We start from the raw sequence: 22,149 nt of genomic DNA on the forward strand, positions 1-22,149 counted from the left end.
CGATGCAGCTTGGTCTCATCGGCCTCGGCAAGATGGGCGGCAACATGCGCGAGCGCCTCCGCCACGCCGGCCACACCGTCATCGGCTACGACCGCAACCCCGAGCTCTCCGACGTGAGCGGTCTGCCCGAACTGGTCGAGAAGCTCCAGGCCCCGCGCACGGTGTGGGTGATGGTGCCGGCCGGCGCCGCCACCCAGTCGGTCGTCGACGAGCTCGGCGGTCTGCTGGAGGCCGGCGACACCGTCGTCGACGGCGGCAACTCCCGCTGGAGCGACGACGAGAAGCACGCCGAGGAGCTGGGCGCCAAGGGCATCGGCTTCGTCGACGCGGGCGTCTCCGGCGGCGTGTGGGGCCTGCAGAACGGCTACGCGCTGATGGTCGGCGGCGACAAGAAGCACGTGGACCGGCTCCAGCCGATCTTCGAGGCGCTCAAGCCGGAAGGGCCCTACGGCTACGTCCACGCGGGCAAGGTCGGCGCCGGGCACTTCTCCAAGATGGTCCACAACGGCATCGAGTACGCCATGATGCAGGCCTACGCGGAGGGCTGGGAGCTGCTGGAGTCCGTGGACTCCGTGACCGACGTACGTGAGGTCTTCCGCTCCTGGCAGGACGGCACGGTCATCCGCTCCTGGCTGCTCGACCTGGCCGTCAACGCCCTCGACCAGGACGAGCACCTGACGAAGCTGCGCGGCTTCGCCGAGGACTCCGGCGAGGGCCGCTGGACCGTGGAGGCGGCCATCGACAACTCCGTGCCGCTCCCGGCGATCACGGCCTCCCTCTTCGCCCGGTTCGCGTCCCGCCAGGAGGACTCGCCGCAGATGAAGATGGTCGCGGCGCTGCGCAACCAGTTCGGCGGCCACGCCGTCGAGTCCGTGAAGGAGTAGCACGCCGTGGGGGACCTTCTCCTGGTCCGCCACGGTGAGACGGAGTGGAGCGTGTCGGGCCGGCACACCAGCCGGACCGACCTGCCCCTCACCCAGCACGGCGAGGAACAGGCCAAGTCCCTCGCTCCGCTCCTCTCGCCGCGGACCTACGCCCTCGCGCTGACCAGCCCGCTGGACCGCGCGATCCGCACCGCCGAACTGGCGGGCCTGACCGGGGCCGTACCCGACCCCGACCTGCACGAATGGGACTACGGCGGCTACGAGGGCGTCACCACCGTCGACATACACCGCACCCGCCCCGACTGGTACCTGTGGACCGACGGGGTGCCGCCCGGCCGGGACGGGCACCCCGGCGAGTCGCCCGAGCAGGTGGGGCTGCGCGCCGACCGGGTGCTCGCCCGAGTGGACGCGGCGCTGCCCGACGGCGACGTGATCCTCGTGGCCCACGGCCACTTCCTGCGCGTCCTGACGGCGCGACGCCTGGGCCTCGCACCCGCCGACGGGCGCCTGTTCCAGCTCGCGACCGGCACGGTCGGACGACTGTCGACCGAGCACGACCGCCCGGTGATCGCGGAGTGGAACACCAGGCCGTAGACCGGCGGGCGAAACGGCCCGGGCACTGTCGGCGCCCGGGCCGTTTCGCTGCCGGTCGACTGCCGGCGGGGATCGGCGCGAGGCAGGCATGGGCGCGCTGCTCACGTCAACCCGGGCCGTTTCCCCACCGGTTGACAGCCGACGGTCGGGCGGGACAGAGTCCCGGCTGATGGAGATCAATGACCTGACGCCGGCGGAGGAGCGGGTGTGGCGGGCGTTCACCACCGGCGCCGACGTCGACTTCCGCGAGGGCACCGACGAGGACGCGGCGAACGGCGGCGGATGGGGGCCCGAACGGACGGTCCGGGCAGCCGTGTTGCGAAGTCTGCTCCTCAACGGCCCGCAGCAGGACGGCGAGATAGCCTCGCTGCGCGTGGCGGGCGCCCGTATCACCGGCATGCTCGACCTGCAGTACGCGACGATCGACCACCCCGTCCGGCTGAGGCACAGCTACTTCGACGAGATCCCCCGGTTCCACGCGGGCCGGCTGCGCGAACTCAATCTGAGCGAGTCCGCCCTGCCCGGACTGACCGCGCAGGCCATGCGGGTGGACGGCGTCCTGCGCATGACGCGCTCCCGGTTCCGGGGGCCCGTGCGGCTCGGCGGCACCCAGATCACCGGCAGCCTGTACATGGAGAGCGCCCACGTCGACGCGCCCGAGGACGCCACGGAGCCGGTCCTCCAGCTCAACCAGGTGTCGGTCGGCGCCGACCTGTGGGCACCCGGGCTGCGGACCCGGGGGCAGATCCGGCTCAACGGCGCCACCGTCACCGGATCGGTGAACCTGAACGACGCGCGGCTCGGCAATCCCGGAGGCGCCGCCCTCGACGCGGAGACGCTCGGTGTGGAAGGCGACCTCCTGATCCGGCACGCGGAGGTGCGCGGCTGGATCGGTCTGCGGGGCGCCCGGGTCGCCGGCCGCCTCGACCTGTCGTACTCCCGGCTGTCCCACCCCGGCAGCTCGGCGCTACGGGCGAGCAGCGCCACGATCGGGGAGCTGTGGCTGCGCCGCGGCGGCCCCGTGGAGGGCGGCCTGAATCTGCGCCGCGCGCAGCTGGACGTCCTGTTCCTGGAGCCGGAGACACTGCCGGACCAGGTGCAGCTGGGCGGCCTCACCTACACCTCCCTGGCCCTGCACGAACCCGCCGACCGCCGCCTGCCGATGCTGGAACGCGACAGCGACGGCTATGTTCCGCAGGCCTACGAACAGCTGACCGCCGCCTACCGCCGTATCGGCGACGACCGTGCCGCCCGGCTCGTGCAGCTCGCCAAGCAGCGCCGCCAGCGCACCACGCTCCCCTGGTACGGCCGCGCGTGGGGTCACCTCCAGGACGCCACCGTCGGCTACGGCTTCCGCCCGCTGCGGGCCGGTGGCTGGCTGCTGTCGCTGCTCGCGATCGGCTCGGTCGCCTACTCCCTGCACCACCCCCGGCCGCTCAAGGCGTCCGAGGCCCCGCACTTCGACCCGGTGTTCTACACGCTCGACCTGCTGCTGCCGGTGATCTCCTTCGGCCAGGAGGGCGCCTACGCCCCGGACGGCTGGTACCAGACGCTGTCCTACGCCCTGGTCGTCGCCGGCTGGATCCTGGCCACGACCGTCTTCACCGGTGTGACCCGGACGGTCAGCCGCCAGTGAGTCCCCGCCCGGTGTGCTGGGCCGCCAGTCGCACCGGCGCGTTCGGGGCGCCGTAGCCGCGGTAGCCGCCGTCGCGCTGGAGGAGTTCGAAGAAGACCCGGCCGACGGTGCGGGTGTAGCAGTGCCGGAAGGCGCCGTGCGCGTCCTGGTCGTAGAGGATGCCGAGGTCGCGGTACGTCTCCAGCTCGGCGTCGGTCAGGTCATGTCGGGCGGCCAGGTCGTCGTAGTAGTTCGCGGGGATGGGCAGCAGGCTGCCGCCGGCCTCGCGGAAGCGGCGGGCCGCGGTGACCACGTCGTCGGTGGCCAGCGCGAGGTGCTGGGCGTGGACGCGGTCGTCGGTGGGTGCCGCGCCGACGGTGAGCGCGATGCGGACGCTGCCGTCGGCGTTGGTGACGGCGCGGCTGCGCAGCAGGCCGTAGGGGTCGGCGACGTCCACGCTCTGCTGCGGACGCAGGCCGAGCACGCTGCGGTGGAAGAGGGTCGCCTCGTCGAAGTGGTGCCAGGGCTGGGTGAGGGCGAGGTGGTCGACGCGGAAACCGTCGGCGGTGTCCTGCGCGGACTCCACGGTCTCGAAGTCCGCCCGCCAGCTGGGGAGTCCGGGACGGTCCGTGGCGCAGAGGAACAGTTCCGTGCCGTCGGGCGCCGCCACGGCGTCCAGCGGGGTGTCCCCGGGGGCGCGCCGGCGGGGCAGGACGGGCGCGAGCAGGGCCTCGGCGCGGCGGGCGGCGGCGGCCGGGTCCGGTGACTCCAGGCCGATGGCGGCGAGTCGGGTGCCGTCCTTGCGTGCCGCCCCCGCGGTGTTGACCAGGACACGGGCCTCGCCCCGCTGCCACAGGTCCACCGGTTTGCCGCGGTGGCGTGCGGTGCGGGCGAAGCCGAGCGCGCCCAGGACGGCCGTGACCGGTTCGGCGTCGGGGGTGACCAGTTCGGCGAAGGCGACGCCGGTGGGGACGACGGGGGCGGGCAGCGCGGCCAGGCCCACCGTCTCCTGGAGGAGCAGGAGGGAGCGGCGGGCGTCCACGGCCGTCGGCCCGGCCTCGGCCTGGCGGAAGACGTCGTTGAAGACCTCCAGGGAGAGCGGGCCGTCGTATCCGGTGCGCAACACGTGCCGGACGAGCCCGGCGACGTCGAATCCGCCCTGGCCGGGGAAGCAGCGGTAGTGGCGGCTCCACTGCAGGACGTCCATCGCGAGCAGCGGGGCGTCGGCGAGCTGGAGGAAGAAGATCTTCTCGCCCGGGATGTCCTCGATGCCCTTGGGGTCACCGCCGCGGGAGAGGATGTGGAAGCTGTCCAGGCAGGTGCCGAGCGCCGGGTGGTCCGCCGTCTCGACGATGTGCCAGGCGTGCTCGTACGTGCTGACGTGCCTGCCCCAGGCGAGCGCCTCGTAGGCGACACGGATGCCGTGGTCCTGGGCCAGGTCGGCCAGCCGGCTCAACTGCTCGGCCGCGAGGGCGTCGTCGTCCTCGGCGAGCGGGGAGACGCTGGAGCAGACGAGCACGGTGTCGGCGCCGAGCCTGCGCATCAGCTCGAACTTGTGGCGGGCCCGGCGCAGGTTGCGGGCGAACTCGGGCGCGGGCACGGCCTCGATGTCGCGCATCGGCTGGTAGAGGTCGACGCGCAGGCCGAGGTCGGCGCAGCGGGCACGGATCTCCTCGGGGCCCAGGGGGCTGGCGAGCAGGTCGTTCTCGAAGATCTCGACACCGTCGAAGCCGGCCCGGGAGGCGGCCGTGAGCTTCTCGGTGAGGGATCCGCTGAGGGAGACGGTGGCGATGGACGTACGCACGGCGGTGCCTTCCTGCCTCGGGTCTGCTGCGGTCTGTTTCGATTTGCTGCGGGTCTGCTGGGGGTTCGTTTCGGTCCGCCGCGGGTCTGTACCGCGTCGCCTACTTCGGTGCCCCCACGGCGCCCGCGAGTTCCGCGATGTCCGTGAGCATGCGGGCGCTGTCGGGTTCCCGGCCGGTGAACAGGCGGAACGCGTCGACGGCCTGGAAGACGGCCATGCCGGCGCCGTCGAGCGTGGCGCAGCCGAGGGCGCGGGCGGTGCGCAACAGTTCGGTCTCCAGCGGGCGGTAGACCACCTCGGCGACCCACAGCCCGGGGTGCAGCAGTCCGGGGGACAGGGGCAGGCCGGGGTGGGCGGCCATGCCGGTGGGGGTCGCGTGGACGAGGCCGCCGATCCCGTCGGCCCGCGCGAGCAGGTCCGCCAGGCTGGCCGGGCCGGCGGCGGCCGCCCGGCCCGGACCGAAGTGCCGGTTCAGCGAGGCGGCGAGGTCCGCGGCCCGCTCGGGCAGCGCGTCGACGACGGTGACGCGCTCGGCGCCGAGGGTGAGCGTGGCGTGCGCGACGGCGGCTCCCGCACCGCCCGCGCCGAGCTGCACGACCCGCTCCAGCGGTACGTCGGGCAGCCCGCGCGCGAAAGAGGCGGCGAATCCGGTGACGTCGGTGTTGTGGCCGACGGCGCGGCCGCCCTCGAAGACGACGGTGTTGACCGCGCCCAGGGCCTCGGCCTGCGGGGCGAGCGCGTCCAGGTGCCCGAGGACGTGCTGCTTGCAGGGGTGGGTGATGTTGAGCCCGTCGAAGCCGAGGTCACGGGCGGCGCGCACGAGGTCGCCCACCGCCTCGGGCGGGACACCGAGGGCGTCGATGTCGATGAGCCGGTACAGATAGCGCAGGCCCTGCCGGTCGGCCTCCCGCTCGTGCAGCGCCGGGCTGAGCGAGGGACCGATGCCGGAACCGATCAGTCCGACGAGATACGAGTCCTTGGCCACGGCGGACCTCCTGAGCGGTGGCTAATGTACGAACTGGTGAGTTAGTCATAGCAGCCGGATCGTGCGCTTGGGAAGCCCTCGCCCGGTACGGGACGCGGGGAGCCTTCTAGAATCACCGGCACGCGAACGAACCACCCGTTCCGCCGCCCCTCGCCCGAAGGAACCCGATGACCAGCGTCGAAGAGCCGGCACGACCGAACGGGCGCATCCGTGACGCCGCCCGCACCCAGGCCGAGATCCTCGACGTGGCGACGCAGGAGTTCGCGCGGGCCGGCTACGACGGCGCCCGGGTCGACGAGATCGCCGCCCGCACCCGCACCACGAAGCGGATGATCTACTACTACTTCGGCGGCAAGGAGCAGCTGTTCACGGCCGTCCTGGAACGGGCGTACGGCGTCATCCGGGAGGCCGAACAGGGACTGGACGTCGAGCACCTGGATCCGGTCGCGGCGATCCGGCGACTGGCGGAGCTGACCTTCGACCACCACGAGCGGCACCCGGACTTCATCCGCCTGGTGAGCATCGAGAACATCCACGGGGCCGAGCACATCGCGGCCTCCGAGAAGCTCGGCAGGATCGGCTCGCCGGCCCTCGACGTGATCGGCCGCATCCTGGACTCGGGACGGGCGTCGGGCCTGTTCACGGCCGACGTGGACGCCGTGGACCTGCACGCGATGATCAGCTCCTTCTGCTTCTTCCGGGTCGCCAACCGGCACACCTTCGGCGCCCTGTTCGGCCGCGACCTGGTCGCCCCGGCCCAGCGGGAGCACTACCGCACGATGCTCGGCGACATGGTCATCGCCTATCTGACGGCGGACCGTTCGGCGGACTGAGGGCGTACACCGGCGCCGGGAGATCCTTCGGCGTGACCCCTTGACACCCGGGAAACCTGAGCGCAACATCCGTAGCCAACCGCTACTAACTACCCAGTGGGTTAATTAGCCGAAGGGCGCGGACGGACCGACAAGGGCCGCGCACCCGGCAGGGCCGGCCCGTCACCCCAGGGCCCCGGCACCACTCCCCCGCCGCTCACTCCCTCCGCTGGAGTCCCCCCGAAGGAGCACGCCGTGTCCGTCCCCGACGCACCTCCCGGCCAGCCGGCCAAAGCGGCCACGGCCGCCTGGATCGGCAGCGCGCTGGAGTACTACGACTTCTTCATCTACGGCAGCGCGGCCGCGCTGATCTTCCCGAAGGTCTTCTTCGACGAGTCCGACCCGGCCACCGCGACCCTGCTGTCGCTGGCCACGTTCGGTGTCGCCTACGCCGCCCGGCCGGTCGGCGCGCTCTTCCTCGGCCACTTCGGCGACCGGGCCGGCCGCAAGAACGTCATGGTCTTCACGCTGATCCTGATGGGTGTGTCGACGTTCCTGATCGGCTGCCTGCCCACCCGCGCCCAGGTCGGCGGCCTCGCCCCCGTCCTGCTCGTCCTGTGCCGGGTCCTCCAGGGCATCTCGGCGGCGGGTGAGCAGGCCAGCGCCAACTCCATGACGCTGGAACACGCCCCGCCGCACCGGCGCGGCTTCTTCACCAGCTTCACGTTGAGCGGCACCCAGGGCGGCCAGCTCCTCGCCACCCTGGTGTTCATCCCCGTCGCCGCGCTCCCCGAGGACCAGTTGCTGTCCTGGGGCTGGCGGCTGCCGTTCTGGCTGAGCGTCGCGGTCGCCGTGGTCGGCTACGTCATCCGCCGCAAGCTGGAGGAGACGCCGGCCTTTGCCCGGCAGGCGGCCTCGGAAGGGGTGGTGAAACTGCCGCTGGTGGTGCTGATGCGGGAGCACTGGGCGGACGTGCTGCGGGTGGTCGCGGGCGCGCTGATCGCCTCGGTGAGCACCATCTTCACGGTGTGGGCACTGGCGTACGCGACGAGCGACTCCGTCGGGATGAGCCGCTCCTCCATGTTGTGGGTGAGCGCGCTCGCCAACCTGGTCGCGCTGGCCGCCATCCCCCTGTGGGCCACCCTGTCGGACCGCATCGGCCGGCGTCCGGTGTACCTGGCCGGCGCCGCCGGCAGCGCGGTGACCATGTTCCTCTACCTGTGGGCGATCTCCACGGGCTCCTACCCGCTCATCATGGTGCTGGGCATCGTCACCTTCGGCGTGGTCTACAGCGCGGCGAACGGCGTCTGGCCCTCCTTCTACGGCGAGATGTTCTCCACCCGTGTCCGGCTGTCCGGTATGGCGATCGGCACCCAGATCGGCTTCGCCGTGGCCGGTTTCGCGGTCACCTTCGCCGCGCAGATCGCCGGCCCCGACGGTGACGACTGGTCCTCGGTCGCCCTGTTCACCGCGGCCCTGTGCGTCCCGCCGGTCATCGCCGTCCTGTCAGCCCGCGAGACCCACGGCGTCCCGACCGAGCGACTCGGCGAACCCTCCCGCCCGGAGGCGTCCCAGCCCGAGACCGTGACGGCCTGAACGTCCCCGCACGCCCCGTCCCCGGTTTCCGGACGCCGTGACGGCTCCGGGGACCGGGGCGCCGTCGTCATGTCCGCGGTGGGCCGGGGCCGGGCACCGCTCAGGCGTTGGACCAGCCCCGCTCGCACAGCACCAGCCGGTAGCCGTCCGGGTCCTCGACGGTGACGCCCCACTCGTTCCAGTACGGGTTGGGCGACGGCACCCGCTTTCCGCCGTGCTCCTCGAGGCGGGCGAGCAGGTCTTCCGGCACCGGGCCGTCGACGTAGACCACCAGGAGGTCCTCGTCGGTGGGCCGGGGTTCGACGGGGTGCGCGGGTGCCCGGACGAGTTCCAGGTGCCAGTCGGCGTCCGGCCATCCCAGCATCAGCAGGTCGTGTTCCCCGTGCCCGGCACCACCCTCGGCCCGCCACAGCACGCCGAGCCCCAGACCCCCGGCCCAGAACCGCTCGGCGGCCGCCAGGTCCCGGGACGGACGGGCGACACGGATGTGACAACGGCCGTTGACGGGCATGGAGACCTCTCCTCGTGGCGTGCGCGGTGCGGTGCGGTCGACCTGCCGGGAAGCCTAGGTATCCGGTGGTGCGGCGGCCATCGGTCGTCGGGCCTGCGCCCCATGGCCTAGGACGTCCGCGCACCCACGTGGCCTGCCCGGCGTGAGGCACCGTTGACAGATGACGGGCCACGCAAGAACATCGGCCGAAACAAGCGGAAAAGCACAACCCTGCGGACGGCCGCGCCTGCCGATCTCCGCGCGCTCCGGCCGGTTTCAGGGGCGGCCGGAGCGCGCGGACCGTTTTCCGCGTGCGCCCGCCGGTGCGCCGTCCGCCCCTCCGCGCATCCCGCCTCAGCCTCGGTCGGCGGCCCGGGGAATGCCGTACGCCCGCTCCACCCGCAGCCGCAGCACCAGGCGGCGGTCGCGGACCATCGCGGCGCGGAAGTCGTCCCAGTCGGGGTGGTCACCCACGGCGTCGCGGTAGAGACGGACGAGCTCCCCGACCGTCTCGTCGTGCGGGTCCTCCGCGACGGGCGAGAGGTCGGCCGTGCCCTCCGCGACCGTCCAGGCCCACCGGTCGGAGCTGGTCACGTGGTACGACGCGCGGGGGTCCCGGCGCAGGTTGCGGGTCTTGGCGCGGTCGTCCGTGATCGAGACCCGGACGATCCGTTCGTCCGGGTAGTAGTGGTGACTGACGTTCGACAACTGGGGCCGGCCGTCGCGCTTGAGGATGACCAGCACCCCGCCGCCGGTGTCGGAGAGCAGCTCGAGCAGTGCGTCCTGCGTCGCGTCCTGAGTCATACCCCGTCAACCCGACCGGCCTGGCCGGGCATTCCCGGACCGCCACCGCCCGAACACGGGTAGACACTGTCTACCCCTCCCTGGTAGACAGTGTCTATGGGTGAATCCGAGACGGGCCTGCGGGCCCGGCTGGTCGAGGTCGGCGTGGACCTGGTCGCCCGGGAGGGCGCGCAGGCGCTCACCCTCCGGGAGATCGCCCGCCGGGCCGGTGTCTCGCACGGGGCGCCGCGCCGCTACTTCCCCACCCATCTGGAGCTGCTGTCGGCCATCGCACGCCGCGGCTTCGCCGAACTGGCCGAGCGCGCCACAGCCGCCACCGGCGACGGGACGGCGTCCGCGCGCACCCAACTGGCGGAACTGAGCCGCTGCTACGTGGAGTTCGGGCTGGGCAACCGCGGCATGTACGAGTTGATGTTCCGTCACGATGTGCTGGCCAGCGGGCATTTGGGTCTACGCGACACCAGCCTGCCGCTGTTCGGACGGCTGGTGGACCTGGTGGGCCGGGCCCGCCCCGACGTGGACTCCCGGCTCGTCGCGGGCGCGCTGTGGGCGAACCTGCACGGTCTCGTCCAGCTGTGGAGCTGGGAGAGCCTCCAACTCGCTTCGGGGGAAGCCGAGTTCACACGCCTTCTGCGGGCGGCCCTGGACGCGCACCTGGGCCCGGAGGCCGCCGAATGACCGGCACGGCCCCTGAAAGCCCCGGAGCACCGAAGGCACCGAAGGCACCGAAGGCACCGAAGGCACCGAAGGCACCGAAGGCCATCATGACCCGGCACCAGCGGCTCACCCTGGTGAGCAGTGTGACGGGAGCGGCGCTCGTGGCGCTGGACGGCACCGTCCTCACCGTCGCGCAGCCCACGCTGCGACGGGACCTGAGCGCGTCGTTCGCCGCGGTGCAGTGGGCCAGTACCGGGTATCTCGTCGCGGTGGCCGCCCTCCTGGTGTTCGCGGGACGGCTGGGCGACCGGCACGGGCACCGGCGGCTGTTCGCGGCCGGGATGGTGGGCTTCGGTGTCACCTCCGCCGGGATCGGTCTGGCGCCCGGCGTCGGCTGGGTGATCGCCCTGCGGGTCGTCCAGGGCGTGTTCGGCGCGCTGCTCCAGCCCGCCACGCTCGGGATGCTGCGGGCCGCGTTCCCGCCGAACCGGCTGCGCGGTCCGATCGCCCTGCGCACGGCGGCGATCGGCATCGCGGTCGCCGCCGGGCCCGTCCTCGGCGGGGCGCTGGTCACCGAAGTGGGCTGGCGGGCGGTGTTCTTCCTGAACATCGTGCCCGCCCTGCTGTTCGGCCTGCTCGCCCTCGCCACGGCCGACCCACGGCAGGTCTCCCCCGCCCGGCTGGACGTGCCGGGCGCGCTGCTGCTCGCGGCGGGTCTGGCCTGTCTGGTGCACACCCTCGTCGTGCTGCCGGAGTCCGGCTGGACGACCGGGAGCGGGCTCGGTCTGGCGGCGGTCGCGGTGACCGGCGCGGTCTTCGTCCGGCACGAGCGCCGTACGTCGAGCCCGCTGGTGCCGCCGGGCCTCGTCGGCTCGGCGGCGGTGGGGTCCGCGCTCGGCATCCTGGTGGCCGCCTCGGCGTCCCTGTCAGGCACGCTGTTCGTCTGCACCTACGTCCTGCAGGACACCCTCGGCCTCGATCCCCTCGCCGGCGCCCTGCGCAGCCTGCCGCTCGCGGTGCTGATGGTGGCGGCCGCCCCCGCGAGCGCGGTGCTGCTGCGCCGGGCCGGAGCCCGCCGTACGACGACGGCCGCGATGGCCGTGCTCACCCTCGGCGTCCTGGTGCTGTCGCGGGCCACCGGGACGCCGGCGCTCTGCACCGGCTTCGCGCTGCTGGGCGCCGGGTTCGGCACCGTGATGGTGGCGGCGACCCACGTCGTCGTACGGCAGGCGCCCGTCGGGGCGGCCGGGGTGGCGGGCGGGCTGCAGCAGACCGCGATGAACGTCGGGCCGGTGCTCGGCGTGGCCGGCGCGGCCACGTTGATGGGGCTGCGGGCCGGTCCGCATCTGCCGCTCGCGGTCCTGTCGGCCGTGGCGGCGGCCGGCGCGGCGGCGGGCCTGGCCCTGCCGGGACGTTTCGCCACGACCACTGACGATCAACGCGATCCGAGTGACCGTTCACCTGTTCCTGCGCCACGATGAGGTCTGAGGGCAATCCGGCGGGGTAGGTCGGACGGCACCTCGACGAACGCACCTCGGAGGAGAACGATGGCACAGCTGCGACAAGAGGTCGATCCGGGCGAGGCCGGCCTGGACGCGAAGGCGCTGGACCGCCTCGACCAGCACTTCGCCCACTACGTCGACGAGGGACGCCTGCCCGGCTTCCTGGTGGCCGTCTCCCGCGGCGGACGTGTCGCCCACCTCACCGCACACGGCCACCGTGACCTCGCCGCCGGACTGCCGGTCGAGGCCGACACCCTGTGGCGGATCTACTCCATGACCAAGCCGGTCACCTCCGTCGCCGCGCTGCTGCTGGTCGAGGAGGGCCGGCTGTCGCTCGACGACCCGGTCGCCCGCCACCTCCCGGCCTTCGCCGACCCGCAGGTGTACGTCGGCGGCTCCGGCGCCGGTCTCCGGACCCGCCCGGCCGACGGGCCGATACTCGTCCGGCACCTGATGACCCACACAGCGGGCCTGACCTTCGCTTTTTACCACAACCACCCCGTCGACGCGCTCTACCGCGAGGCCGGTCTGGAGTCGGCCGTGCTACCGGGCTCGAACCTCGCCGAGACGGTCGACGTGTACGCCGGCCTGCCGCTCCAGTTCGAGCCGGGCACCGAGTGGAACTACTCCGTCGCCACCAACGTCCTCGGCCGGATCGTGGAGGTGGTGTCCGGGCAGCCGCTCGACACGTTCCTCGCCGAGCGGATCTTCGGCCCCCTCGGCATGACCGACGCCGGGTTCCACGTGCCGCCCGAACAGCGGGACAGGCTTGCGGAGTTGTACGGCGACACCGACGGCGGCGGCATCGAGCCGATCCCCGGTCTGCCCCTCCACGGCCGCCCCCGCTTCCTGTCCGGCAGCGGCGGCATGGTGGCCTCCGCGCACGACGTCCACCGCTTCGCGGAGCTGCTGCGCCGCCGCGGCGAGCTCGACGGCACCCGTCTGCTCGCCCCGCGAACAGTGGACCTGATGACCTCCAACCAGCTGCCCGGCGGCGCCGACCTGCGCTCCTTCGGCAGCCGTCCGGCCCACGACGAGCCCGGCAACGACGGGGTCGGCTTCGGCCTCGGTGTCTCTGTGGTGATCGACCCGGAGCGCACGAAGGCCCCCTCCGGCCTCGGCACCTACGGCTGGAGCGGGGTGGCGACGACGACGTTCTGGGTGGACCCCGGCCGTGACCTCACCGTGCAGTTCATGACGCAGGTACGGCCGAAGGGCTCGCACAGCATCTACCCGGAGCTCAAGCGACTGGTCCACGAGGCGGTCACGGACTGAGCCGGTGCCGGTTCCTCCGGCGGTCGAAGGCTGATCGACCGCTGATCGGCCACTGCCGCCGATCGGCTACTGATCGACGCGCAGGGTGAAGTCGATTCCCTCCCGGGCCAGTTCATCCAGCCACTGTCCGGACCGTGCCGCCGTCTCCGCGGCCCGGTTCAGGCCCGGCGGGAGGGAGCCACCCAGGATGTGGCGGACGCCGAGGGCCAGCGGACGGGAGACGCAACGCGCCATCGCGCTCTCCCCGGCGTCCCCCACCAGGTCGAGGAGGTAGCGGCCCGACCAGGTCCGCCCCCGCGGTGCGCGCACGTCCAGCGACACGGCGAGCACGACCCGGTCACGGTCGGCCTCCGTGGTGGGGTGGGCGGCGGCCAACTCTCCCGCCAGCGCGGTGATGCGGGCGTCGTCGCCGCCCCTGAGCTCCTCGAAGACGTCGTCCCAGGCCCGCAGCCAGCCGTCCAGACGCAGGGTGCCGCGGACGAAGGTGCGCGGCCGCCAGGCGGGCGGCAGACCGTACTGCTCGACGAAGGGCACGCTGTCGCGGTTCGGGTACGCCTCGAAGGTCTCGCCCTCGACGATCAGCCGCCGGGTCGCCTCCCACGGCCGTCCGGCGGTGGTCTCGGCGCCGTCCTCGATGTAACGGGCCGGGGAGCGCAGGGCGTTGAGGACTCCCGCGGGCGCCCAGCTGAAGCGGTACCGGAAGTCGTTGGGGACCGCGGGGACGCCACCGCAGTAGGAGGTGAGCGAGTAGGACACGCCGGCCGTGTCGTCGCCGATCGCGCTCCGGGCCCGGCCGGCCAGGCTGTGCGCGAAGAGGTGGTCGATCCCCGGGTCGAGCCCTGCCTCGGTCAGGACCACGAGCCCCGCCCGCGCGGCCTCGGGCACCTGCTCGAGCACCGCGTCCGACACATAGCTCGAGCAGGCGAAGTGCGCCCGCTCGCGCACGCAGACAGCCAGCAGGGCGGCGTGCTCGGGCGCCGGAAGCATCGACACGACGACATCGCCGGGTGCCAGTTCGCCGGCGAGCGCGGTCGGCGTGTACGCGCGCGGCTCGGCGCGTCCCGCAAGGCCGAGCGCCTCCAGGGCCCGTGCGGCGCGCTCCTCGGTGCGGTGCCACAGCCGTACCCGTCCGGCCGTGTCGCACAGCGTCGCCAGACCGCTGCCGGTGGACAGGCCCGCGCCGATCCAGTGGACGGTGGCGCCGGCGGCAACACGGTCAGACACGACGGAACTCCTCGGAGGCCTGGTGGAACCGGTCCAGGCAGCGCGCCCACGGGCCGCCGGCCGGGAAGTCGAGCAGCTGGGGCAGCAGCGCGGCGGAGAAGTCGGTGCTGGACTCCTTCGGCAACAGGGACGGCAGGTTGTCGATGGCGATCAGGTCGAGCGGTGGATCCTCGCGCAGCCGCCGTACGGGCTCCGCCCACTCGGTGGTGCGGTCGTAGACCGGCAGCACGTTGAGGGGCGAGCCGACGTCGCAGGTGACGTCGCAGAGCGTGCGCAGCCGGCGGGCCGGGTCGTCGAGATCCGTCTCCCGGAGGAAGGGCGGGACGGGGCTGGTGGCGAGGACCGCGTTCACCATCACGTCGTGGTCCAGCAGGGCCCGGCGGTCCAGGTCCCGTGTCTCGTCGATGTCCCAGCAGGTGGGGTCGACGCCGGCGGCGGCGAACCCGGCGCGGGCGCCCCGGCCGCTGCGGCCCAGCGCGCCGACCACCAGCGCGGTGAACTCCTCGTCCCCGGCGGCGCTCCGCAGCGTCTCGTCCAGCTCCTGCCTGCCCGTGGGCGTCAGCGGCACGGGCAGCCGGCCGCGATGCCGGAGGACGGCCAGGGCGGCGCCGAGGTAGCCGGCCCAGAAGCCGAAGGCGGCGAGCCGGCGGCCCTTGTCGTCCACCAGGTACTCGAGGTCGAACAGGGCACCGCCGCCGGCGGCGAACCGGCCGAGCAGGTCCGCGGCGCCCGGCTGCCGCTTGTAGGCGTGTCCGAAGAAGATGTGCCGGTGCGCCAGTCCGTCCGGCCGGGCGGGGAGTTCCTTGAGGCCGAGGACGACGGCGTCCTCGGGCGCCGACACCCACGAGGCCGCGGGCGCGGTCCGGCAGCCCACCGCCTCGTACTCCTCGACGGGGAAGATCCGCTGCGGTGACTCCTCGACGGTGAGTCGCACGCCGTCGGCCACCAGCCGTCGGGCGTCGGACGGCACGATCGAGGTGCGCCGCTCGGTGGCGCGGTCCTCGTGGCGCAGCCACAGGTGGAGCTCGGTCATACGCGGTTGACCTCCGGTCGCGGGGCGTCGGCCGCGAACCGGCCGGCACTCAACGGGCTGACGTCCACGAAGGGTACGCGGCCCAGGTAGAGGTCGCGGACGACCTCTCCGACGGCCGGCCCCTGGAGGAAGCCGTGACCCGAGAAGCCGGTCGCATACAGAAAACGGGAGACCGAGGACGCTTCACCGATCAGGGCGTTGTGATCCGGGGTGACCTCGTACAGGCCCACCCAGCCGCCGGTGCGGCGCAGGTCCAGCAGGGCGGGAGCGCGCCGCTCCATGGCCGCGCAGAGGCGGGGGATCCAGCGGTCGTGGGTGTCGGTGGCGAAGCCGGGACGTTCGTCGGGGTCGGACATGCCGACGAGGAGACCGGGACCTTCGGCGTGGAAGTAGAGGCTGGTGCTGAAGTCGATGGTCATGGGCAGGGCGGGCGGCAGTGCGGCGAACGGTTCGGTGACGGCGATCTGGCGGCGCAGCGGCTGCACGGGCAGGTCCACCCCGACCATCGCGCCGACGGCCCGGGACCAGGCGCCGGCCGCGCAGACGACGGTGTCGGTGGCGATGCGGCCCAGGGTCGTCATGACGGCCGTGATGTGGTCGCCGCGCAGTTCGACGCCGGTGACCTCGGTGTGCCGCAGAATCCGGGCGCCGTGGGCGCGGGCGGCGGCCGCGTAGCCGTGGACGACGGCTTCGGGGGTGCAGTGACCGTCGTCGGGCGAGTGGGCGGCCGCCACCAGGCCGTCGGTGGTGATCAGCGGGGAGAGCCGCCGGGCCTCGGCCGGGTCGATCATGCGGCTCGGCACTCCCAGGGAGTTCTGCAGCCGCACGCCCGCCTCGAAGGAGGCGGCCTCCTCGGGTGTCGACAGCAGGAACAGGTAGCCGACCCGGTGCAGGCCGATGTCGTGACCGGTCTCCTCCTCGAACCGGCCGAACGCCTCCAGGCTGCGTGCGCCCAGCTGGATGTTGAGCTCGTCGGAGAACTGGGCGCGGACCCCGCCCGCGGCCCGGGAGGTGGAGCCGGCGGCGAGTTCGTCCCGTTCGACCAGGACGACGTCACGCACTCCGGCGCGGGCCAGGTGGTAGGCGATGCTCGTACCCATCACCCCGCCGCCGACGACGACGACCGCGGCCTGTGTGTTCACGGGTGGCTCTCCCTGGCCTGGTCGGCCACGGCCCGGGCGGCTGCCGCGCCCCGGCGTCGGGACCGACCCTGTTGTGGGGGCTCCGGAGAGGAAGAGGAGGTCATGGGTCACTCCCTCTTCCTGTCCGGACCGGCGGGCGGGCGATCAGGACCAGTGGGCCACGGCGTCCAGATGGGGCAGCACGTGGTCGAGCCGCTCCCGCTTGGTGCGCAGGTAGGTGATGTTGTTCTCGCACGGCGGGATCAGCAGCGGCACCGTCTCGGTGACCTCGATGCCGTGTTCGGCCAACGCCTCGCGCTTGCGGGGGTTGTTCGACATCAGGCGTACCGAGCGCACGCCGAGGTCGTGCAGCATCTCGGCGGCGACGCCGTAGTCACGGGCGTCCACCGGCAGGCCGAGCGCGAGGTTCGCCTCGACCGTGTCCAGGCCCTCGGCCTGCAGGGCCATCGCGCGCAGCTTGCCGAGCAGGCCGATGCCCCGGCCCTCGTGCCCTCTCAAGTAGACGACTATGCCGCGGCCTTCGGCGACGACCGCGCGCAGCGCGGAGGCCAGCTGGTCGCCGCACTCGCAGTGCTGCGAGCCGAACGCGTCACCGGTCAGGCACTCGGAATGCAGTCGGGTGAGGACGTCGTCCGCGCCGATGTCACCGTAGACCAGGGCCACTTGTTCGTCGCCACGGTCGTGGTCCAGATAGCCGACCGCCTCAAATTTCCCGTACACGGTGGGCAGCGGGGCATTCACGACGCGTTCGACGCCCGTCCGCTGCGGTGACTTCTTGCCGAGTACGCCAATGTTATCTGTCATGATCTGGTTCCTAAGCAGAGACGAAAGGCCGTGAAGAAATGAGTGGTTCACCAGTGCGGTCGGCGGTACACGGTATGTTGCCGACGGACACCACGGAAGACGTACGGGCGCGCGGGGCGGGTGTACCGCGACAGGTGGCCGTCCTTCCGGTGGGCAGCTTCGAGCAGCACGGCGCGTACCTCCCGCTGGCGACCGACACGCTCGTCGCCTGTGCCGTCGCCGGGGAGATCGCCGCGCGGTACCCGGTGCACCTCCTCCCGCCTGTGACGATCTCCTGCTCGCACGAGCACGCGGCCTGGCCGGGGACCGTCAGCATCTCCTCAGTGACCCTTCACGCGGTGGTGGGGGACATTGCCGCCTCGCTCCGCCGGTCCGGCGTCGACTGCCTGGTGGTGGTCAACGGACACGGCGGAAACTACGTACTGGGCAACGTCGTTCAGGAATCCTCCGCCCGCGGCGAGCGCATGGCGCTCTTCCCGGCCGCGGAGGACTGGGAAACGGCGCGCGAGCGGGCGGGGGTGACGACCTCGCTGCTCACCGACATGCACGCGGGGGAAATCGAGACCTCCATCCTTCTGCACGCTCATCCCGAATTGCTCCGACCCGGCTATGAGACTTCCGATTTCGTCGCGGACGACCGGCGCCATCTGCTCTCCCTCGGTATGTCCGGCTACACCGATTCGGGTGTCATAGGCCGGCCCTCGCTGGGTTCGGCGGAAAAGGGGCGGGAATTGCTGGCGAGCCTGACGGATTCCTTCGGCGCGTACCTGGCACTGCTCACCTCGCAGGACGGTTCCGGTCGGGAGTAGTCCCCGTCGGACGCGGGGCGGGATTCCGGGGCCGGCGCGTCCGCCCCGGAACCCGCGCGCAGTCCGGCGGACCAGCGGGCGACCAGGACGAGGGCGCCGGGCAGGCTCGCCGCGAAGCTGAGCACGCCGTACACCACGGCGACGGCCAGTCCGCTGCTCGCGCCGAGGCCCACGGCGCCGAACGCCCACGCGGTGACGCCCTCGCGGGGCCCGAAGCCGCCGATGTTGAGCGGCAGGCCCATGGCGAGCAGGGCGAGGACGGCCAGCGGCAGCAGGACGGCGACCGAGGCGGCCGATCCGGCGACCCGGGCGGCGAGCACGAACATCCCGAGGTGACCTGCCAGGACGACGGCCGACGACAGGGCGACGCCCGGCCCGTTGCGGCGGGACAGCAGGGCCTCGCGGGCCTCGGCCAGGGTCGCGCGCAGGGCCCGCCCCCGCCGGGAGGGTGCCCGGTTCATCCGCAGGGCGACGACGACCGCGAGCGCGCCCAGCGCGGCGAGGCCGATCAGCGGGGCGAGCTGTCGGGCGTCGGCGAGGACCGGGGACGGCATCGTCAGCAGCACCGCCGCGCCGACCACGGCCAGCACGGCCTGGCCCGCGGCCCGTTCGAGGACGACCGTGCGGACCCCACGGCCGAGGTCACCGGCGCTCTGCCCGTGGCGTACCGCCCGGTGCACGTCGCCGAGGACGCCGCCGGGCAGGGCCGCGTTCAGGAACAGGGCGCGGTAGTAGTCGGCGAGGGCCGGTCCGAAGGGCAGCCGGATGCGCAGCCCGCGGGCCACCAGCTGCCAGCGCCAGGCGCTGAACACGGTGGTGACCAGGCCGATCGCCAGCGCCGCCAGCAGGCTCACGCCGTCGATCCGGCGCAGCCCGTCCAGGAACACGCCGGTCCCCAGCCGCCACAGCAGTACGGCGAGGATCGTGACGCCGGCGACGGTGCCGAAGTGGGTGCGTACGGCGCGGGAGTTGAGGCGGGCCAGCACGGCACGCAGGGTGGCGCGTGCCCTCCCCGTGGCGCCCGTGGGCGCCTCGGCCCGGGGCGCCTCGGCCCGGGGCGCGGAGACGATCACGCCGATCCGCGCCGCGGAGACCGCCGCGTCCGCACGGACAGCCGTGTCCGTAGCCGTCTTCGCACGGGTGGCCGTATCGGCACGAACAGCCGTGTCCGTAGCCGTCTCCGTACGGATCGCCGCGTCGGCACGGACAGCCGTGTCCGTAGCCGTCTCCGTACGGATCGCCGCGTCGGCACGGACAGCCGTGTCCGCACGAACAGCCGTGTCCGCACGGACAGCCGTCCCCGCACGGACAGCCGTCTCCGCGTCACGCGCGGGGGCTCGGCCCGCCGGCCTGCGCGGACCGGCGGGTACGACCGTCACGACCGGCTCCGTCCGCCGCGCGCGCGGCATCGCGCCGGGCGGGGCCACGACCCACGTCTTCACCGTCTCCACGCTCATGAGGCCCCGCCCGTCGGCCGGGCCAGCGCGAGCAGGTCGCTGTGGTGGACCGTGACCCGCAACTCCCCGGCCGCGCAGGCGGCGAGGCGCTCGCGCAGGTAGCGGTCGGCGCGTGCTTCGAGCTCCGGGCGCTCTTCGACAGCCGCGCCGACCCAGCCCCGCAGCCACTGGGCGGTCAGCGCCGACTCGGCCGGGCCGAGCCGCCAGGGGCTCGGGTTGAGCCGTACCGTAGCGCCGCGGTCGGAGAAGGCCTCGCACGCCACGGTGACCGCGTCGGGGCCGAGCAGGTCGCCCCGCCGCTGGTGGGCGTTGAACGCCTCGGTGATCTCCTCGTCCATCGGGTCGGAGGCGGCGAACTCGACCCGCCCGGCCACGGAGAGCGTCAGCAGGGCCGAGCAGCCCGCCCCCGTGGCCGCGGCGGCCAGGGTGCCGATCTCCTCACGGGTGAGGACGTCCAGGAGCGCGGAGGCCGTCACCAGCTGCGCGCCGGCGAGGGCGTCCGGGGTCAGCCGGGCGACGTCGCCGCGCCGGGTCTCGACGGTGACCCGGCTGCCGTCGGCGGCGGAGCGCGGCGAGGCGACGGCGGCGAAGTGCAGGAGGTAGGGATCGCGGTCGTGCAGGATCCAGTGCTGGGCTCCGTCGAGTCGCGGGGCGAGCCAGCGGCCCATCGAACCGGTGCCGCAGCCCAGGTCGTGCACGACCAGGCCGTCCGTCCTGCCGGGGAGGTTGGCGAGCCGGATGCGCAGTGGATCGAGGAGGTCGTTGGAGCGCGCGCCGGCGTCGGCGCCCTCGCGCAGCTCCAGCCACTCGGGCGCGTAGCGGGCCTGTTCGTCGGGGCCGGCCTCGCGCAGCCGTACTGTCGCCCGCTCGCCGGGGCGGGCGGTGGGGCCCGCGCCGGCGATGACGGAGTCCGCCGGCCCGGCGGCATCCCTGGGGCCGGGCTGGGCCGCGATCTTTCCGCCGTGCTGGGTCATCGTCGTCTCCCTCATGCCACCCTCCTGGGTTCGCTCGGCAGTCGGCCCAGGACGCCGGCCAGGCTGCGGGCCGTCGTCGCCCAGCCGTCCAGGGCGGCCCGCCGCCCCCTGGCCGCCGCCTTCAGCCGACGCCGTACGTCCGCCTCGCCGAACCAGCCGCGCAGTTCCGCGGCCAGGGCGGCCGGGTCCTCCGGCGGGACGAGGATGCCGGGCACGCCGCCGTCGGGGGCGCGTCCGACCGCTTCCGGGACACCGCCGACGTCGTTGGCGAGCACCGGGATGCCGCGGGCGAGGGCCTCGGTGACCGCCATGCCGTACGTCTCGGCGTAGGAGGCGAGGACCATCAGGTCGGCGGCGGCGTAGCTGGCGTCGAGTTCCGCGCCGGCCTGCGGGCCCGCGAGGTGCAGGCGGTCCTGAAGGCCGTACTCGCTGATCAGGTCCCGCAGCCCGGCGACGTACTCGGGGTCGTGGCCGAGGCCGCCGACACACACGCAGCTCCAGGGCAGGTCGGTCACCGTGGCCAGCGCCTCCACCAGCCGGTGCTGCCCCTTGCGCGGGGTCACCGCGGCCACGCACAGCAGCCGGGAGACACCGTCGGTGCCCGAGGCGAGGGGCGCGATGTCGGCGCCGGGGGTGGCGACATGGACCCGCTCGGGGGCGAGCCCGTGGTGGGAGACGAGGCGGCGGACCGCCCAGTCGCTGGTGGCGATCACGGCGGGCACGGCCCGCAGCACCGCGCGTTCCAGCGCGTCCAGTTCCGCGGCCACGGCGGGCTCGAGTCCCGTCTCGTCACCGAGCGGCAGATGGACGAGGACCGCCAGCCGCAGCCGCTGCGCCTCGGGGACGACGATCTCGGGCACCGCGCAGGCGACGATCCCGTCGAGCAGGACGACCGTGCCGTCCGGCAGCTCCCGCAGGGTGCGCGCGAGCTGGGCGCGGGCGGCCTCCGCGGGCCGGGGCCAGTCGCCCTCCACCAGGTGCCGGTGGACCTGCCAGCCGAAGCCCGGCAGGTCCAGGCACACCCGCCGGTCGTAGGCGTTGCCGCCGCTCGGCGCGGCCGGGTCGTTGACGCCGCCCGGCATGACGAAGTGCACGGAGCGCAAAGACATGGGGATGATCTCGGCGTTCTTGAGGACGGGCTGCTGCACGGGCAGGTAGCCGAGCGTCGCCTTCTCCAGGGTCGTGTCGGTCACAGCGCACGCTCGTAACTCGCCCAGGCGACGTGCGACTCGTGCAGCGTGACGGTGAGACCGGCCAGGCCCTTGGCGCCCTCGCCCAGCGCACCCTTGTGGACGCGTTCGGCGAGCCGGTCGGCGATGACCTTGGCCAGGAACTCGGTGGAGGTGTTGATGTGGGCGAAGTCGGGCTCGTTGTCGAGATTTCTGTAGTTCAGCTCGCTGACGACGGCCCCGAGTTCCTGGGTGGCCAGTCCGATGTCGACGACGATGTTGTCGTCGTCCAGCTGCTCGCGCCGGAAGGTGGCGTCCACCAGGAACGTCGCTCCGTGCAGACGCTGCGCGGGACCGAAGACCTCGCCGCGGAAGCTGTGGGCGATCATGATGTGATCGCGGACGGTGATGCTGAACAACGGACGACCCTCCAGGTGCGGCGCGTCTAATCCCCCGCTGATCGCTGCCGGGGATGCCGTGTAGTACGGCTCTTCGCTTCCCCGTGTTCAGCCGTCTCTC

The 22,149-nt window shown here is 73.2% G+C and carries 20 protein-coding genes and 1 pseudogene; 9 read left to right on the plus strand and 12 right to left on the minus strand.

Annotated features, from left to right (window positions below; translation table 11 throughout):
- The first annotated feature begins 2 nt into the window (after positions 1 to 2).
- The 3 genes from gnd to OG985_RS11455 all read left to right on the plus strand — a co-directional run bounded on the left by gnd (position 3) and on the right by OG985_RS11455 (position 3,114).
- On the plus strand, positions 3 to 884 hold the full coding sequence (gnd, locus tag OG985_RS11445; protein WP_371674338.1) for a phosphogluconate dehydrogenase (NAD(+)-dependent, decarboxylating): 882 nt from the start codon (positions 3 to 5) through the stop codon (positions 882 to 884).
- 6 nt (positions 885 to 890) lie between these two features.
- Positions 891 to 1,478 carry a histidine phosphatase family protein gene (locus OG985_RS11450; RefSeq protein ID WP_371668182.1) on the plus strand — a complete coding sequence of 196 codons (588 nt, stop codon included), beginning with the start codon at positions 891 to 893 and terminating at the stop codon, positions 1,476 to 1,478.
- Between the two features lie 169 nt (positions 1,479 to 1,647).
- Positions 1,648 to 3,114, plus strand: coding sequence for a membrane-associated oxidoreductase (locus OG985_RS11455; RefSeq protein WP_371668183.1), 1,467 nt, complete (start codon positions 1,648 to 1,650; stop codon positions 3,112 to 3,114).
- On the opposite strand, the gene OG985_RS11460 is transcribed toward OG985_RS11455, so the two are convergent.
- A complete protein-coding gene (locus OG985_RS11460) occupies positions 3,101 to 4,897 on the minus strand; it encodes a bifunctional sugar phosphate isomerase/epimerase/4-hydroxyphenylpyruvate dioxygenase family protein (protein ID WP_371668184.1) in 1,797 nt (598 codons plus the stop codon). The genes OG985_RS11455 and OG985_RS11460 overlap by 14 nt on opposite strands.
- A 100-nt stretch (positions 4,898 to 4,997) precedes the next feature.
- Positions 4,998 to 5,882, minus strand: a complete 885-nt coding sequence (locus OG985_RS11465) for a shikimate dehydrogenase (protein WP_371668185.1) — start codon at positions 5,880 to 5,882, stop codon at positions 4,998 to 5,000.
- Positions 5,883 to 6,049: 167 nt separating this feature from the next.
- On the opposite strand from OG985_RS11465, the gene OG985_RS11470 reads away from it, so the two are divergent.
- Positions 6,050 to 6,715, plus strand: a complete 666-nt coding sequence (locus OG985_RS11470; RefSeq protein ID WP_371668186.1) for a TetR/AcrR family transcriptional regulator — start codon at positions 6,050 to 6,052, stop codon at positions 6,713 to 6,715.
- 234 nt (positions 6,716 to 6,949) lie between these two features.
- Entirely contained in the window at positions 6,950 to 8,290 is a 1,341-nt protein-coding gene (locus OG985_RS11475) for an MFS transporter (protein WP_371668187.1), read from the plus strand.
- A gap of 100 nt (positions 8,291 to 8,390) precedes the next feature.
- Here the strand turns inward: OG985_RS11475 and OG985_RS11480 are convergent, their stop codons facing one another.
- Both OG985_RS11480 and OG985_RS11485 read right to left on the minus strand, forming a co-directional pair.
- Positions 8,391 to 8,801: a VOC family protein gene (locus OG985_RS11480; protein WP_371668188.1), complete on the minus strand. Its 411-nt coding sequence runs from the start codon at positions 8,799 to 8,801 to the stop codon at positions 8,391 to 8,393.
- A gap of 333 nt (positions 8,802 to 9,134) precedes the next feature.
- Positions 9,135 to 9,584, minus strand: coding sequence for a TIGR03618 family F420-dependent PPOX class oxidoreductase (locus OG985_RS11485; RefSeq protein ID WP_371668189.1), 450 nt, complete (start codon positions 9,582 to 9,584; stop codon positions 9,135 to 9,137).
- A gap of 96 nt (positions 9,585 to 9,680) precedes the next feature.
- On the opposite strand from OG985_RS11485, the gene OG985_RS11490 reads away from it, so the two are divergent.
- The 3 genes from OG985_RS11490 (at position 9,681) to OG985_RS11500 (ending at position 13,018) form a co-directional block, all read left to right on the plus strand.
- A complete protein-coding gene (locus OG985_RS11490; protein ID WP_371668190.1) occupies positions 9,681 to 10,262 on the plus strand; it encodes a TetR/AcrR family transcriptional regulator in 582 nt (193 codons plus the stop codon).
- Positions 10,263 to 10,348: 86 nt separating this feature from the next.
- Complete coding sequence (locus OG985_RS11495; protein ID WP_371668191.1) at positions 10,349 to 11,722, plus strand: MFS transporter; 1,374 nt, start codon at positions 10,349 to 10,351, stop codon at positions 11,720 to 11,722.
- Between the two features lie 66 nt (positions 11,723 to 11,788).
- The gene (locus tag OG985_RS11500; RefSeq protein WP_371668192.1) at positions 11,789 to 13,018 is read left to right on the plus strand and encodes a serine hydrolase domain-containing protein; all 1,230 of its coding nucleotides are present in this window, start codon (positions 11,789 to 11,791) and stop codon (positions 13,016 to 13,018) included.
- A gap of 66 nt (positions 13,019 to 13,084) precedes the next feature.
- On the opposite strand, the gene OG985_RS11505 is transcribed toward OG985_RS11500, so the two are convergent.
- The 4 genes from OG985_RS11505 to ribA all read right to left on the minus strand — a co-directional run bounded on the left by OG985_RS11505 (position 13,085) and on the right by ribA (position 17,221).
- Positions 13,085 to 14,242, minus strand: coding sequence for a saccharopine dehydrogenase family protein (locus OG985_RS11505; protein ID WP_371668193.1), 1,158 nt, complete (start codon positions 14,240 to 14,242; stop codon positions 13,085 to 13,087).
- A complete protein-coding gene (locus OG985_RS11510) occupies positions 14,235 to 15,275 on the minus strand; it encodes a saccharopine dehydrogenase (protein ID WP_371668194.1) in 1,041 nt (346 codons plus the stop codon). Before OG985_RS11510 ends, OG985_RS11505 begins: the two co-directional genes overlap by 8 nt.
- Positions 15,272 to 16,417, minus strand: coding sequence for an NAD(P)/FAD-dependent oxidoreductase (locus OG985_RS11515; protein WP_371668195.1), 1,146 nt, complete (start codon positions 16,415 to 16,417; stop codon positions 15,272 to 15,274). The genes OG985_RS11510 and OG985_RS11515 overlap by 4 nt, the downstream gene beginning before the upstream one ends.
- A gap of 144 nt (positions 16,418 to 16,561) precedes the next feature.
- Entirely contained in the window at positions 16,562 to 17,221 is a 660-nt protein-coding gene (gene ribA / locus OG985_RS11520) for a GTP cyclohydrolase II (RefSeq protein WP_371668196.1), read from the minus strand.
- A gap of 38 nt (positions 17,222 to 17,259) precedes the next feature.
- On the opposite strand from ribA, the gene OG985_RS11525 reads away from it, so the two are divergent.
- On the plus strand, positions 17,260 to 18,030 hold the full coding sequence (locus OG985_RS11525; RefSeq protein ID WP_371668197.1) for a creatininase family protein: 771 nt from the start codon (positions 17,260 to 17,262) through the stop codon (positions 18,028 to 18,030).
- Between the two features lie 161 nt (positions 18,031 to 18,191).
- On the opposite strand, the pseudogene OG985_RS11530 reads toward OG985_RS11525, so the two are convergent.
- From OG985_RS11530 to OG985_RS11545, 4 genes and pseudogenes are all read right to left on the minus strand, one after another.
- A pseudogene (locus OG985_RS11530) lies at positions 18,192 to 19,487 on the minus strand (lysylphosphatidylglycerol synthase domain-containing protein); the annotation flags it as partial.
- Entirely contained in the window at positions 19,484 to 20,476 is a 993-nt protein-coding gene (locus tag OG985_RS11535; protein ID WP_371668198.1) for a class I SAM-dependent methyltransferase, read from the minus strand. The pseudogene OG985_RS11530 and the gene OG985_RS11535, both read right to left, overlap by 4 nt.
- Positions 20,473 to 21,654 (minus strand): glycosyltransferase family 4 protein, encoded by a 1,182-nt coding sequence (locus OG985_RS11540; RefSeq protein ID WP_371668199.1) that lies wholly within the window; start codon positions 21,652 to 21,654, stop codon positions 20,473 to 20,475. Before OG985_RS11540 ends, OG985_RS11535 begins: the two co-directional genes overlap by 4 nt.
- Positions 21,651 to 22,049, minus strand: a complete 399-nt coding sequence (locus OG985_RS11545; RefSeq protein ID WP_371668200.1) for a 6-pyruvoyl tetrahydropterin synthase family protein — start codon at positions 22,047 to 22,049, stop codon at positions 21,651 to 21,653. Before OG985_RS11545 ends, OG985_RS11540 begins: the two co-directional genes overlap by 4 nt.
- Between the last annotated feature and the right edge of the window lie 100 nt (positions 22,050 to 22,149).

It is taken from the genome of Streptomyces sp. NBC_00289 (assembly GCF_041435115.1).
Taxonomy (GTDB): domain Bacteria; phylum Actinomycetota; class Actinomycetes; order Streptomycetales; family Streptomycetaceae; genus Streptomyces.